This is a genomic window from Streptomyces sp. NPDC017202 (assembly GCF_044331705.1).
GTDB lineage: Bacteria > Actinomycetota > Actinomycetes > Streptomycetales > Streptomycetaceae > Streptomyces.
In genome coordinates this window covers 142,837-156,255 of the sequence record NZ_JBIRNP010000002.1, presented here as the reverse complement: position 1 = coordinate 156,255, position 13,419 = coordinate 142,837, and the positions used below count along the sequence as shown (strand labels likewise).

Genomic DNA, 13,419 nt, shown 5'->3' with positions numbered 1-13,419 from the left:
CCGGTGGGCCCGTCAACAGCGCCAATCGGACACCGGATCGTTGGTCCACCGAGCCGGGCGCCGGAGCACCGCTCAGGCGCCTTCCAGCACCTTCACCAGCACGTCCAACGCCTCCGGATAGGCCCGCTCCCGCGGTGTCCCGTACCCCACCACCAGTCCCTGCGGCCGCTCCCCGGCGTCCTCACGCGCGTGCCAGTGGTCGCCGAGCCGGCCGACCGCGAGGCCCTCGGCCTCCGCCCGTTCCCGCACCTCCGCCTCGTCGCGGACCTCGACCAGCGCGTGCAGCCCGGCCGCGACCCCGCGCACGTTCCTGCGCGCCCCCAGCCGGTCGAGGAGCAGGTCCCTGCGGCGCCGGTAGCGCAGCCGGCACGCGCGCACATGACGGTCGTAGGCGTGGCCGTCGATCAGTTCGGCGAGGGCCAGCTGGCCGATGGTCTCGGTGTGGTGGTCGCTGTGCAGCTTGGCGTCGGCGACGGCGTCGACGAGGTGCGGCGGCAGCACCATCCAGCCCAGCCGCAGCGCCGGCCCGAGCGTCTTCGAGGCGGTGCCGAGGTAGGCCACCTGCCCCGGCGCCATTCCCTGGAGGGCGCCGACGGGCTGCCGGTCGTAGCGGAACTCGCCGTCGTAGTCGTCCTCGACGATCAGCGCGCCACGCGCGCGTGCCCAGTCCGTCAGGGCCCGCCGCCGCTCCGGGTGCAGCGTGACACCGGTCGGGTACTGGTGCGCGGGCGTGACGACGACCGCCCCGAGGTCGCCCAGCTCCCGTGTGCGCACCCCCCGCTCGTCGACCGGCACCGGCACCACGTGCCCGCCGTTGCGCCGTACGACCTCCCGGTGGAACGGCAGTCCGGGGTCCTCCATGCCCACCGGGGCGCCCTCCAGCGCGCGCGTGAGCAGCGCGAGCCCCTGCACGTACCCGGAGGTGATCACGATCCGTTCCGGCGGCGCGATCACCCCGCGCGCCCGCCCCAGATACCCCGACAGCGCCGTCCGCAGCTCCGTCCGCCCGCGCGGATCGCCGTAGTCGTACGCCGGGGAGGGTGCCGTGGCGATCGCCCGGCGCAGCGCGCGCAGCCAGGCCGCCGCCGGGAAGGCGCCGACGTCGGGGCTGCCGGGCCGCAGGTCGAAGCGGGGCTCACGCGCGCGTGCCGCGGCGGCCGGCGGTTCCGCGGCGGCGGAGGACAGCGCGGCGACCCGGGTGCCCGACCCCTGGCGTGCGGTCAGGTAGCCCTCGGCGACCAGCTGGTCGTACGCGGCCTTGACGGTGTTGCGCGAGATGCCGGCCTCGGCCGCGAGCCGCCGGGTGGCCGGCAGCCGGGTGCCCGGGGCGAGCCGCCCGCCCCGTACGGCGTCCCGCAGCGCCCGCTCCAGCCCGGCCCGCCGCCCCTCGCTGCCGTCGGTCTCCAGATGCAGGTCGACACCGACCCCTGACCAGAAGTCGTCCACGAAGCCCTCCCCCAGGTACGTGCACGTGTAGGTGAAGCGGACACGGCGATGGCCGGGCACCGCACCGGTACCCGGCCATCGGCTCGGTATCAGCCCTTGAGCGAAGCCATCCACGCCTCGACCTCGTCGGACCGCCGCGGCAGGCCGTCGGACAGGTTCCGGTTCCCATCGCGGGTGACCAGGATGTCGTCCTCGATCCGGACGCCGATCCCGCGGTACTCCTCCGGCACGGTCAGGTCGTCGGCCTGGAAGTACAGCCCCGGCTCGACCGTCAGCACCATGCCCGGCTCCAGCGTCCCGTCGACGTACGACTCCACGCGCGCGGCGGCGCAGTCGTGGACGTCCATGCCGAGCATGTGCCCGGTGCCGTGCAGTGTCCAGCGGCGCTGCAGGCCCAGCTCCAGCACCCGCTCCACGGGCCCCTCGACCAGACCCCACTCGACGAGCCGCTCGGTCAGCACGCGCTGCGCGGCGTCGTGGAAGTCGCGGTACTTGCCGCCCGGCCGCACGGCCGCGATGCCGGCCTCCTGGGCGTCGTACACGGCGTCGTAGATCTTCTTCTGGATCTCGCTGAAGCGGCCGTCGACCGGCAGCGTCCGCGTGACGTCGGCGGTGTAGTACGTGTGCGTCTCGACGCCGGCGTCCAGCAGGAGCAGGTCGCCGGAGCGCACGGGCCCGTCGTTGCGCACCCAGTGCAGCGTGCAGGCGTGCGGGCCGGCGGCGGCGATGGTGCCGTAGCCGACGTCGTTGCCCTCCACGCGCGCGCGGAGGAAGAACGTGCCCTCGATGTAGCGCTCGCTCGTCGCCTCGGCCCTGTCGAGGACCTTCACGACGTCCTCGAAGCCGCGGACCGTCGAGTCGACGGCCTTCTGCAGCTCGCCGATCTCGAACTCGTCCTTGACCAGGCGGGCCTCGGAGAGGAAGACGCGCAGCTCCTCGTCGCGCTCGGCGGTGACCTTGTCGGTCAGCGCGGCCTCGATGCCGGCGTCGTGCCCGCGCACGACCCGCACCGGGCCGGTGGCCTCGCGCAGCAGGGCGGCCAGCTCGCGCACGTCGGCGGCGGGGATGCCGTACAGCTTCTCGGCCTCGGAGAGGGAGTGCCGGCGGCCGACCCACAGTTCGCCCTGGCCGGAGAGCCAGAACTCGCCGTTCTCCCGGTCGGAGCGCGGCAGGAGGTAGATCGTCTCGGCGTGGCCCTCGCCCCGCGGCTCCAGGACCAGCACGCCGTCCTCGGTCTGGTTGCCGGTGAGGTAGGCGTACTCGACCGAGGCGCGGAAGGCGTACTCCGTGTCGTTCGAGCGGGTCTTCAGGTTGCCGGCGGGGATCACCAGACGCTCGCCCGGGAAACGGGCGGAGAGCGCGGCGCGCCGGGCGGCGGTCTCGGCGGCCTGGGCGATCGGTTCCAGGTCACGCAGCTCCGTGTCGGCCCAGCCGGACTTCATGTTCTCGGCCAGCTCGTCGGACACGCCCGGGTACAGGCCGTTCTTCCGTGCCTTGATCGGCTCTTCTTCAGCGGTCTCCGGGGTCTCCGGGAGCTCTTCCGCCACGGTCATCCTCCTCGATACGGCACTGGGCCCTCTCCATCGTACGGTCGTACAGAAGGGGGCCCAGGGGCGAAGGACCTCTTACCGTTGCCGGAACGGGACGGGGCGGACACCCTGCTCCGGTCCTCACTCGAAGCGCGCCGCGAGCAGGACGACGTCGTCCGCGCCGCCGGCCAGCCCTTGCGGCAGCACCGTCCGCAGCACGTGGTCGGCGACCGCGCCCGGGTCGTGGCGGATCGACCGGGGGACCCCGGCCGCAGCCGCGTGCAGCCGGGCGAAGGCGCGGTCGACGGGGTCGCCGGTACGGTGCAGCAGGCCGTCCGTGTAGAGCAGCACCGTCTCCCCGGCCTCGGCCTCCAGCTCCACGCTCGGCGCCTCCCAGCAGGCCAGCATGCCCAGCGGCGCGGACACGGACGTCTCGACGAACTCGGTGCGCCGCGCGCCCACCAGCAGCGGCGGGCAGTGCCCGGCACCGGCCAGGGTGATCTTGCGCAGCGCGGGCTCGCAGTAGGCGAACAGCGCGGTGGCCGACCGCGCGGGCTCGGTCAGCCGCAGCAGCAGCTCCAGGTCGGACAGGACGGCGACGGGGTCCTCGCCCTCCATCACGGCGTACGCCCGCAGGGAGGCGCGCAGCCGTCCCATCGCGGCCACCGCGCTCGGCCCGGAGCCGGTGACGGAGCCGACGGCCAGGCCCAGCGCCGCGTCGGGCAGCGGCAGTGCGTCGTACCAGTCGCCGCCGCCGTGCGGACCGGTGCGGTGCCGGGCGGCGAGCTGGACGCCGGCCACCCGCGGCAGCCGGGAGGGCAGCAGCTCCTCCGTCATCGTCGTCATGCACGCGCGGGTGCGCTCGAGTTCGAGGAGGCGCGCGAGGTGCTCGGCCGCGTGGCGCACGTACAGCCCGACCAGGTGGCGCCGGCGCTCGGCCGGCTCGGCGGGCTCGTCGTAGAGCCAGACGGCCGCGCCCAGGCGGTCGGCGCCCTCGCCGGCGGTCAGCGGCAGGGCGTAGCTGGCGGCGTAGCCGAGGCGGGCGGCCACCTCGCGGTGCCGGGGGTCGAGGCCGTCCTCGGAGAGCAGGTCGGGCTGGGCGATCTCGCCCTCGCCGCCGGGCAGACCGTCGAGGATGCGGCCGTACGACATGGAGCTGCGCGGCACGGTCTCGATGTGGCCGAGGTCGGCGCGGCCGAGGCCGAGGCCGATGGTGGTGTCGGGGCCGAGGCCGTCGGCGGGTTCCAGGACGACGAGCCCGCGCCGGGCGCCCACCAGGGCGGATCCGGCCCGCAGCACTTCCTGGAGGGCGTCGGGCAGCGTGGCCGTACGGGCCAGGCGTTCGGTGAGTTCGTGGAGGGTCGTGAGATCGGAGACCCAGCCGGCCAGCCGGTCCTGGAGGAGCGCTCCCGCGCCGGGTGGGACCGGTGGGGCGGCCGGGACGGCGGGTGCGGGGGCGACAGTGTGTGCGGGTGAGGGAACCGTTGAATCGATTCCGGCCACTTTCGAGGGGTGGGGGGCGTTCATGGTGTCCGGCTCTCGGACCGGTGCGTATTGCTCAGAAGCATCGCAAACCCCCATGTCGTCCTGCGCCGCCAGCGGTGTCTCCACATGTACACGCACTCGTGAGGGGATGTCCAGCATTGTCCTGCGGGGATTGCTGGTGTCCGTGGGGTCGGAGGGTTTGTCGGTCACGCTTTGTCCGGCTCCCTTGCGCAATAGCGAAGTTGGCTGAAAACTGCATCGGGCAACGGGTGTTTGCGGTCGACTGGGTTTGCTCCACGGAGCGTCACAGCGGTCGTGATGGGTACGTACTCGGTGAGGACCAGGGGTCGTTGGGAGCCACCCGGAACCTGGTGACCCGCTCCGGCGTCCTAGCCACCGACGACCGTGCCCCATCCTCCCGTGGTGGAGGCGGAGAGAAATACGCGCACGGCAAAACGCCAGACTTCGCCACCCCGCGCCAGGCCCATGCTCGAGGTGGGCGCAGTATGGGACGGAGTGGCCGCGCAAGCGCAGCCAGTGCTCGACCCTCAGGGGTTTCCCTTGTCTCGGACAGGGGTGTGATGCGCCAACAGGTACGCACAGTGAAGTGATCGACACATGGTGTGATGTGACCCACGGTGTTGCCAGCGGTGCAACGGAAAGGAACGAGCGCTCATGCGCGAGATCCTCGGAAGGCGACGCAGGCTCCTGTCCCGGCGCAGCGACGGGGGGCCTGAACTGATCGACGCGGCCCTCACCTTCGCGACGGAGTGGCAGTGGCCCGTACTCCCGGGCGTGACGGCGAACCCGCGGGGGACCTCCCGGTGCGGCTGCCCCGACCCGGAATGCTCGGTGCCCGGCGCTCATCCCTTCGACCCCGGCCTCCTGACGGCCACCACCGACGCGCGCATGATCCGCTGGTGGTGGACGAACCGCCCGACGGCGCCGATCGTCCTGGCCACCGGCGTGAAGGCGCCCTGCGCGGTCAGCCTGCCCGCCCTCGCGGCCTCCCGCGCGCTCGTCGCGCTCGACCGGCAGGGCATGCGCCTCGGTCCGGTGGTCGCCTCGGCCACCCGCTGGTCGTTCCTCGTCCGGCCTTACTCCATGGAGCAGTTGGGCGAGCTGCTGTACGCCAAGGACTTCGTCCCCGGTTCACTGCGCTTCCACGGTGAGGGCGGCTACCTCGCCCTGCCCCCCTCGCAGACCGGCCAGGGGGACATCCGCTGGGAGCGCGCGCCGCTGCCCGGTTCGGCCTCGCCCTGGGTGCCCGACGTGGAGGCCGTGGTGGACGCGGTCGTCGACGCCCTCACCCGTACGGGTGTGAGCGCGCCCGAGTTGTAAGGGTGTCGGGCGTCCACCGGACGGGATGCCCGCCTCCGCTCGTTATCTTCCGCACCATGCAGCGACATTCTGGGGGACGGCCCCCGGGGCCCCGATGGCTCCGTCTCCTCGGCCTCGGGGGCACCGTGGTGTGCGTGATCGCCCTGCCCCTGGCGATGGCGTCCGCGGGGCCGGCGGGCGGCGGCCCCCGCCCGGCCGAGCGGCGGGACGTGGCCCCCGGCACCGACGACCACGCCGGCCGGCCGTCGACCGGTCACGGTACGGACGCCAAGGCACCCCCCGCCGGACCCTCCCGCACGCCCCTGCTGCTCGGCCTCGGGACGGCCACCGCGGCCCGCTGCGGTCCCGAGGTCACCTCCCCCGAGGGCGTCGAGGCGCAGACCTGCGTCCTCGCCCAGGGCGAGGACACCTGGGCGCGCACCTACTACCGCAACGCCACCGGCAGCGCCCTGGAGGCCGCCCTGAGCTTCCTGGGACCCGACGGGCGCACGGTGCGGATGCGGTGCGCGGTGGGCGCCGACGACGAGCCGGGCACCTGTGAGACACCCCGTGGACGAAGCCGGGGCGGGCCCGCGGACTGCACCGCGGTGGCGGAGTTCGCGCGGGCGGCCGGTGCCGGACCGCTGCTGTTGCGTTCCGGCAGCAACTCCGGTGCGGAGAAAAGCAGTTGAGCAACTGCGCCGGACGGGCTCGGGACGGGGCGCCGGGCCAGGTGGCGGTGCCGGAACGGGGCCGGGCATGGAAAGACCCGGTTGCTGGCGACGGGGGATGCACCAGCAACCGGGCTGTTGGAACGGTAACAAGAGATCGGCTCCAAGCAAATTCGATCTCATGTTTTCATCGGTTTTCCGGACACCGGCAGATCGGCGCTTATGGCGCCGACTCGCCTTGTGTGAACGGGAGTTGTGAGCGGAGTCACGCGGCCCGGCCCGATGCGGCACGCTGACCGGTCGGTCAGCGCGCGCCCGGGCCGCGTCCGGGCGTCAGCTGAGCGTCACCTGCCGGTTGGTCAGGCCTCCGCGCGCACGACGCTCGTCGGTCGTGAGGGGGGTGTCCGAGGCCAGCGCGGTGGCGAGCCGCTCGGCGAACTCGGCGGCCGGCTTCTCCACGTCCGCGGCCGAGACCCCGCTCGGCAGGTCCCAGACGGGCACGGTCAGGCCGTGCGCCCGGAAGGAACCCACCAGCCGGGTGCCCTCGCCCAGGCTCGACCGACCCGCCGCGTGCAGTCGCGCGAGCGCGTCCAGAAGCCGCTCCTCCGGATGCGGCATGACCCAGCGCAGGTGGTTCTTCTCCGGGGTCTCGCACCAGTACGCGGCGTCGACGCCGGTCAGCTTCACGGTCGGGATCGCCGCCGCGTTGGCCCGCTCCAGGGAGGCGGCCACCTCCGGCGTGGCGTTCTCCGGGTCCGGGACCCAGAACTCGAACCCGCTGTGCACAACTGGCTCGAAGGCGCCTTCCGGGTCGAGCAGATCCTGCATCCGCGGGCCGTCGGCCGGCGCGCGCCGGGCCTGCACGGGCGTGCCCGGTTCCGCCTCCAGCGCCCGCAGGAGGGTGTCGGCGAGGTCGCGGCTGATGTCGCCGGAGGGGGTGTCGTTCTGCAGCCCCAGGAGGACCGAGCCGTCGTCGCGGCGCAGGGCCGGCCAGGCCATCGGCAGCACCGTGGCGAGCGTGACGGAGGGGACGCCCTCGGGCAGGCCGTCCTTCAGGGGCAGTTCGACCGTGGCGGCGGGGACCAGCTCGCGCAGCGCCACCCAGTCGCCCTCGCCCGGCAGGCCCTCGAAGGGGCGCTGGACCAGCTCGGTCACGGCGTGGGCGGCGGCACGGCCGTGGCAGGCCTTGTAGCGGCGGCCGCTGCCGCAGGGGCAGGGCTCCCGCGCGCCGACGACCGGGATCTCCCCCTCGGTGAGCTGCGGCCGCGTGGCCTTCGTCTGAGGTCGCTTCTTGGCCATCTGGGCGTCTCCCGGGTACGGCTCGTCTGGTACTGGCGGGAGCCTAGCCGTTCGCACCGGGAGTCACGGGACCCTGTGGACGACGACCGGGCCTGTGGACGGTCGCGGCGGGCCGTCGCGCGGGCCGCTGAGCGGTCGCGTCGGCCCGCGGGCGGCCGCACCGGGGCCGCTCGCCCGGACCGGTCGCCCGGGTCGGCCGCACGGCACGGCCCGCCGGACAGCCCTAGTCGAGGTCGTCGAACGCGTCCGCGAAGTCCAGGCCCGGCATCGACGCCACCGGTGGTGCCCCGACCCGGGAGGCGAAGTCGTCCCGTCGGCAGCCCGCGTCGGGGTCGTACACGTCCGCGTGGACCACGACCCACACCGTGACCTCGCCGCGGGCGTCGTCCCGGACGCCCCAGTCGTCGGCCAGCGCCGTGATGATGTTGAGTCCGCGTCCGCCGTGCGCCGTGACGGAGGGGGTCGCCGGGGCCGGCCGGGTCGGCCCGCCGCCGTCGGTCACCTCGACGACCAGCCGGCCGGCGGGGTCCACCCGCCACGCGGCCCGCACGTCGCCGTCCCCGGCCAGGGCGTCACCCAGCGGACGGCCGTGTTTGCACGCGTTGCTCAGAAGTTCGGAAAGGATCAGTACGGCATCGTCGATGACCGCCTCCGAGACCCCGCCCGTACGCAGTTGATCGCGCATACGGTGTCTCGCCTCACCCACGCCCGCAGGGCCATGGGGTACGGCCATGCTCGACGACGTGGGCACCTCTTGTGCCACCACCAACGCCACCCCCGAGACCTCCTTCGCCCCACGCCACGGTGTGGATGCCCCATTGGCCTGTACCGGAAACCGGCCAATCCCCGTCCCACGACGCACTCGCAACGGTCGGACACGGAGCGAATGCGCCGGAGCACTCCTGGTGAGCGGAAGGTCGTCGTGTGGCTGGATTTCTTCAGTATGGCTGAGAAGCGAGGATGGTTCAGGCGGTGCTCGTGGTCAAGGGGTGCGGCGGGGACCGGCGGGGCTCCCGGGACTTTCTGTTTCTTCCTACGGAAGCGGCGCGGGTGCCGGCCAGGGGGCCGAGACGCTCAGCGGCCCAGCTGGTCCAGCACCCCGCGCGGGCGGTTCGTGATGATGGCGTCGACGCCCAGCCGGACGCAGAGGTCCACGTCCTCCGGTTCGTTCACCGTCCATACGTGCACCTGGTGGCCGGCCCGTTTCAGCCGCTCCACGTAGGCGGGGTGACTGCGCACGATCCGCATCGAGGGCCCCGCGATCCGCACGCCCGCCGGCAGCCGGCCGTCACGCAGCCGGGGTGAGACGAACTGCATCAGATAGACCGTGGGCAGCGCCGGTGAAGCGGCGCGCACGCGATGCAGCGAGCGCGCCGAGAAGCTCATCACCCGCACCGGGGAGGCGTCGGCCGTGGCGGGTGCGTCCAGGCCGAACCGCTTCAGGAGGACCAGCAGCCGCTCCTCCACCTGCCCCGCCCAGCGCGTCGGATGCTTGGTCTCGACGGCCAGCTCCACCCGGCGCCCCGCGTCGGCGACCAGTTCCAGCAGTCGCTCCAGGGTGAGGACGGAGGTGGCGTCCCGGTCCTCCGGCCGCACCTCCCAGTCGGGCTCCTCGTCGCGCGCGTTCCAGGCCTCCCGTCCCGCCCGCGTCTTCCAGGAGCCGAAGTCCAGGGCCGCCAGGTCCGCGAGCTCCAGCTGGGAGACCGCGCCGCGGCCGTTGGACGTACGGTTGACGCGGCGGTCGTGGACGCAGACGAGGTGGCCGTCCGCGGTCAGCCGCACGTCGCACTCGAGGGCGTCCGCGCCGTCCTCGATCGCCTTGCGGTACGCGGCCAGGGTGTGTTCGGGGGCATCCTCGGAGGCCCCGCGGTGGGCGACTACCTGGATGCGTTGCTGCTGCCGTGCGTGGGTCACCGCGTCATGGTGCCACCGGTGCGGGGTACGCGTCCGGCGGGCCGGATCGCGGGCGTCGACGGGCGGTCGTCTGAGAACCCTGTGAGAACCCGATGAGATGTTTCGGTGATGTGTCGTTTATGCAGCAAAATGCACCATATAAAGAATGGTCAAAGACCCACAGGCACCGCTTATGGTGCTCTGACGGCCCGTGGGAAAAGCTGACACGTACAAAAGCACATGCACAGCTGCATCGCGCAGGGTCGACGACGAGCGTGAACGAGCGTGACCGAGTGCGACCGAGAAAAACAGCCGTGGACCGAGGAGAAGAGCTGTGAGCACCGAGAACGAGGGCACCAACGAGGGCACCCCGGTTCCCCCGGCCCCGTCCGCACCCCCCGTGCCGGTGGAATCTCCCACGGCCTCCCCCCAGCAGGCCGCCCCCGACACCGGCGCGCCCACCACCCCACTGCCGACGGCGCCCCCGCCGGCCGCGCCCCACGCCTCGCGGGGTGGCGCCCCCGAGGTCGCCTGGCCGCCGCCCACCGCCCCCAGCGCGGCCGCCCCGGCGGACGCCGCCTGGCCGCCCCCGCAGCCGCCCGCCCCGGCCTACGCCGACGACGGCTTCGGCGCGCACTCGGCGTACCCCGGGAGCCCCGGTGGCCCCGGAACCGGCACCGCAGTCTGGGGCGCCGCCCACCAGGAGCCCGTCCCGCACAAGGCCCGCCGCGGCCGCGGCGGCCTCGCCGCCGCCGTCCTGGTCGCAGCCCTCGTCGCGGGCGGCCTCGGCGGCGGCCTCGGCTACACCCTCGCCAAGAACGACGACACCGGCTCGACCACCGTCTCCGCCTCCGACAGCGGCGGTTCCGTCAAGCGCGACCCGGGCACCGTCGCCGGCGTCGCCGCGAAGGCGCTGCCCTCCACGGTCACCATCCAGGCGGAGTCCAGTGACGGCGAGGGCGGCACCGGCACCGGCTTCGTCTTCGACACCCAGGGTCACATCGTCACCAACAACCACGTCGTCGCCGACGCGGTCGACGGCGGCAAGGTGACCGCCACCTTCCCGAGCGGCAAGAAGTACGACGCCGAGGTCGTCGGCCACGCCCAGGGCTACGACGTCGCGGTCATCAAGCTGAAGAACGCCCCCTCCGACCTCAAGCCGCTCACCCTCGGCGACTCCGACAAGGTCGCCGTCGGCGACTCGACGATCGCCATCGGCGCGCCCTTCGGCCTGTCCAACACGGTCACCACCGGCATCATCAGCGCGAAGAACCGCCCCGTGGCCTCCTCCGACGGCACCGGCAGCAGCTCCTCCTACATGAGCGCCCTCCAGACGGACGCCTCCATCAACCCGGGCAACTCCGGCGGCCCGCTGCTCGACGCCCAGGGCAACGTGATCGGCATCAACTCCGCGATCCAGTCCACCGGCAGCGGCGGCCTGGGCGGCACCACCCAGTCCGGCTCGATCGGCCTCGGCTTCGCCATCCCGATCAACCAGGCCAAGTACGTCGCCCAGGAACTGATCAAGGACGGGCAGCCGGTGTACGCCAAGATCGGCGCCTCCGTCTCCCTGGAGGAGTCCACGGGCGGCGCGAAGATCACCGACCAGGGCGCGGGCGGCGCCGCCGCCGTCGAGGCGGGCGGCCCCGCGGCCAAGGCCGGCCTCAAGCCCGGCGACGTGATCACCAAGCTCGACGACACGGTGATCGACAGCGGCCCGACCCTCATCGGCGAGATCTGGACCCACAAGCCGGGCGACAAGGTCACGATCACCTATGAGCGCGACGGCAAGACCCGCACCGTCGACCTCACCCTCGGCTCCCGCAAGGGCGACAGCTGACGCCCCGGCGCCCCCGCAGGGCGCCACACGCTCACGGCCACCCGTTACTCTTGTCCCCGCGTCGTCCGCTCGAGGCCGACGCGGGGAGGCGTGCCCGAGCGGCCTAAGGGAACGGTCTTGAAAACCGTCGTGGCAGCGATGTCACCGTGAGTTCGAATCTCACCGCCTCCGCACAGGTCATAGACGTTGCAGGTCAGAAGGGGTGCCACTCTCCGGAGCGGCACCCCTTCTGCATGACCCTGTCTCACCCCGGCTCGCCGATATCCCACCTCTGACCAGCGCGTGCGGCCAACCTGCGGCCAGGAATCACGGCCCCTCTGCCTCGCCGTCGTGCTCCGCCAACCCCTGCTCGATCAGCGCGTTCATCTTCGCTTCCTCACCGTCCAGCACCTTGGCGTAGTAGCGCTGGAGAACGGCGACGCTCTGTCCTGCGCGGCGGGCTGTCTCGGCAAGGCTCACCCCGGAACGGAGCCAGAAGGACACGCACGCATGCCGCAGGTCGTACGGGATGGCAGCCAGAGGTGAAGCCACCTGCGCGGCGGTGAGCGCCTTCCTGCGAGCTTCTTTCCACGCCGCGCCGTACTCCTGCGACCGGATGGGGCCGCCCCGTACGGCGCTGAACAGGCGCCCTTCGGCCGTCGTGCCGAACGTGTCGAGATGGGTGCGCAGGATGGCGACCAGGACAGGGGGAATGGGCACGGGCCGCACCGCCCGGCGGGCGCGGTGCTTCAGCTGCCTCTCCTCGTAGGGCTTTCCGTCATCCGTCCAGGCGGAACCCACCTGAGGCCGGGCGCCGGCGAGCAGGAGCCGCCCCCATCCCTCCTCGGGGAGGTCGCACTGGTCAGCGCTCAGCATGGACACCTCTTCCGGCCGCATGGCGGCGTAGTAGATGCATGCGAAGAAGGCGACCAGGTGAGCGCCGCGCGGGCCCTGCGCACGAACCGCGTCCAGCAGCGCCCGCGCTTGTGCGGGCGTGGCGACGCTGCGCACGTCCAGTTCCTCCACCGCCTTGGGCGTCTCCCAGTGCACCCGGTGCAGGGGGTTGCCGGGGAGCAGCTCCTGTTCCACCGCCAGGCGCAGGCAGTTGCTCAGCACGGCGCGACGGCGCCGGAACGTGTTCGCGGCGGCCGGCTTGCCGTCCTGGCGACGGGCCAGGTGCTCCAGGACCGTGCGCATGCGCTTGGCGCTGTCCAGGTCGACCACGGCCGGCGCGTTCCGCTCCACCCAAGCGAGCGCCTTGGCCTCCGCCTCCGGAGGGTCCTGGCCGTGGCGGCCAGCGTTGAACGCCCACTGGTAGAGGGCGCGGCGCAAGGTGTCGTCCGCCGGCCGCCCCTTGCCGGTCGGGCACACGGCCATCGTGGCGATGGCGAGGCTCTCCGCGATGCTCGCCCGGTGCTTCGCTGCCGCAGTCGGCCACTTCCGCGCGGCGTGCGCGCGAGCGTGGGCGTACCAGCTCGTGCGGTTGCGTTCCCGCACTTCCGAGACGGGGAGCCCGGTCTCCGTGTCGAACGGCTCGCCCTTGCGGGTCGCGGTCAGCAGCTCCGCGCGGCGGGCGTCCGCGAGCGTCTTGGTGGCGAACTTTTCCTGGTATTCCGTCCCGTCAACCTGCCAACGGAGTTGGAACGGAGCGGCCTTGCTCGGTCGCTTCCGGACGCTCCAAATGCGCACGTCGTAGCTGTGCATTGTGCTCCCTCATGGTGAAGGGACCCAGCCGCGCGGCTGGGTCCCTTCGGTCGGTCAACGGTCAGGCTGCGATTTCGTGCTTGGACCACCACGCGTCCAGGTCGCTGCGGCGGCAACGGATCTGCCCGTTGGGCAGCTTGATGAGCTTCGGCGCCTTGCCGCGGGCGCGCATCCGGTAGAAGGCGGCGCGGCTCATCTCGATCTCTTCGAGGACTTCGGGGAGCTTGAGCATCTTGGGACCAGCCAAGGCAGA

At 72.8% G+C, this 13,419-nt stretch carries 11 protein-coding genes and 1 tRNA gene; 4 read left to right on the top strand and 8 right to left on the bottom strand.

The genetic code is table 11. The features are described from left to right. Nucleotides 1-72: 72 nt before the first annotated feature. The 3 genes from ACH4N1_RS04930 to ACH4N1_RS04920 form a co-directional block, all read right to left on the bottom strand. Nucleotides 73-1,446 carry a PLP-dependent aminotransferase family protein gene (locus ACH4N1_RS04930; protein ID WP_398095234.1) on the bottom strand — a complete coding sequence of 458 codons (1,374 nt, stop codon included), beginning with the start codon at nucleotides 1,444-1,446 and terminating at the stop codon, nucleotides 73-75. An 89-nt stretch (nucleotides 1,447-1,535) separates the two neighbouring features. Further along, nucleotides 1,536-2,993 (bottom strand): aminopeptidase P family protein, encoded by a 1,458-nt coding sequence (locus ACH4N1_RS04925; protein WP_382786990.1) that lies wholly within the window; start codon nucleotides 2,991-2,993, stop codon nucleotides 1,536-1,538. A gap of 123 nt (nucleotides 2,994-3,116) precedes the next feature. Then, nucleotides 3,117-4,619 (bottom strand): PP2C family protein-serine/threonine phosphatase, encoded by a 1,503-nt coding sequence (locus tag ACH4N1_RS04920; protein WP_398095233.1) that lies wholly within the window; start codon nucleotides 4,617-4,619, stop codon nucleotides 3,117-3,119. A gap of 516 nt (nucleotides 4,620-5,135) precedes the next feature. Between ACH4N1_RS04920 and ACH4N1_RS04915 the strand changes: the two genes are divergently transcribed. Further along, nucleotides 5,136-5,801 carry a bifunctional DNA primase/polymerase gene (locus ACH4N1_RS04915; RefSeq protein WP_398094561.1) on the top strand — a complete coding sequence of 222 codons (666 nt, stop codon included), beginning with the start codon at nucleotides 5,136-5,138 and terminating at the stop codon, nucleotides 5,799-5,801. A gap of 56 nt (nucleotides 5,802-5,857) precedes the next feature. Next, the gene (locus ACH4N1_RS04910) at nucleotides 5,858-6,472 is read left to right on the top strand and encodes a hypothetical protein (RefSeq protein WP_398094560.1); all 615 of its coding nucleotides are present in this window, start codon (nucleotides 5,858-5,860) and stop codon (nucleotides 6,470-6,472) included. Nucleotides 6,473-6,784: 312 nt separating this feature from the next. Here ACH4N1_RS04910 and ACH4N1_RS04905 read toward each other — a convergent pair whose 3' ends face one another. The 3 genes from ACH4N1_RS04905 to ACH4N1_RS04895 form a co-directional block, all read right to left on the bottom strand. Continuing rightward, entirely contained in the window at nucleotides 6,785-7,750 is a 966-nt protein-coding gene (locus tag ACH4N1_RS04905; protein WP_398094559.1) for a DUF5926 family protein, read from the bottom strand. 223 nt (nucleotides 7,751-7,973) lie between these two features. Continuing rightward, a complete protein-coding gene (locus ACH4N1_RS04900; protein ID WP_398094557.1) occupies nucleotides 7,974-8,525 on the bottom strand; it encodes an ATP-binding protein in 552 nt (183 codons plus the stop codon). Nucleotides 8,526-8,824: 299 nt separating this feature from the next. Further along, entirely contained in the window at nucleotides 8,825-9,664 is an 840-nt protein-coding gene (locus ACH4N1_RS04895; RefSeq protein ID WP_398094556.1) for a glycerophosphodiester phosphodiesterase, read from the bottom strand. Nucleotides 9,665-9,977: 313 nt separating this feature from the next. Here ACH4N1_RS04895 and ACH4N1_RS04890 point away from each other — a divergent pair, with 313 nt between their 5' ends. Beyond that, nucleotides 9,978-11,483, top strand: a complete 1,506-nt coding sequence (locus tag ACH4N1_RS04890; protein WP_398094555.1) for a S1C family serine protease — start codon at nucleotides 9,978-9,980, stop codon at nucleotides 11,481-11,483. Between the two features lie 84 nt (nucleotides 11,484-11,567). Next, nucleotides 11,568-11,654 (top strand) — tRNA-Ser (locus ACH4N1_RS04885). 135 nt (nucleotides 11,655-11,789) lie between these two features. Here the strand turns inward: ACH4N1_RS04885 and ACH4N1_RS04880 are convergent. Next, a complete protein-coding gene (locus ACH4N1_RS04880) occupies nucleotides 11,790-13,166 on the bottom strand; it encodes a tyrosine-type recombinase/integrase (RefSeq protein ID WP_398094554.1) in 1,377 nt (458 codons plus the stop codon). Nucleotides 13,167-13,227: 61 nt separating this feature from the next. After that, the gene (locus ACH4N1_RS04875) at nucleotides 13,228-13,413 is read right to left on the bottom strand and encodes a helix-turn-helix transcriptional regulator (RefSeq protein WP_398094553.1); all 186 of its coding nucleotides are present in this window, start codon (nucleotides 13,411-13,413) and stop codon (nucleotides 13,228-13,230) included. Between the last annotated feature and the right edge of the window lie 6 nt (nucleotides 13,414-13,419).

Excerpts from the sequence above, each read along its gene's own strand:
- ACH4N1_RS04920 (WP_398095233.1), bottom strand. The coding sequence starts at position 4,619 with ATGCTGGACATCCCCTCACGAGTGCGTGTACATGTGGAGACACCGCTG.
- ACH4N1_RS04915 (WP_398094561.1), top strand. The coding sequence starts at position 5,136 with ATGCGCGAGATCCTCGGAAGGCGACGCAGGCTCCTGTCCCGGCGCAGC.
- ACH4N1_RS04910 (WP_398094560.1), top strand. The coding sequence starts at position 5,858 with ATGCAGCGACATTCTGGGGGACGGCCCCCGGGGCCCCGATGGCTCCGT.
- ACH4N1_RS04905 (WP_398094559.1), bottom strand. The coding sequence starts at position 7,750 with ATGGCCAAGAAGCGACCTCAGACGAAGGCCACGCGGCCGCAGCTCACC.
- ACH4N1_RS04880 (WP_398094554.1), bottom strand. The coding sequence starts at position 13,166 with ATGCACAGCTACGACGTGCGCATTTGGAGCGTCCGGAAGCGACCGAGC.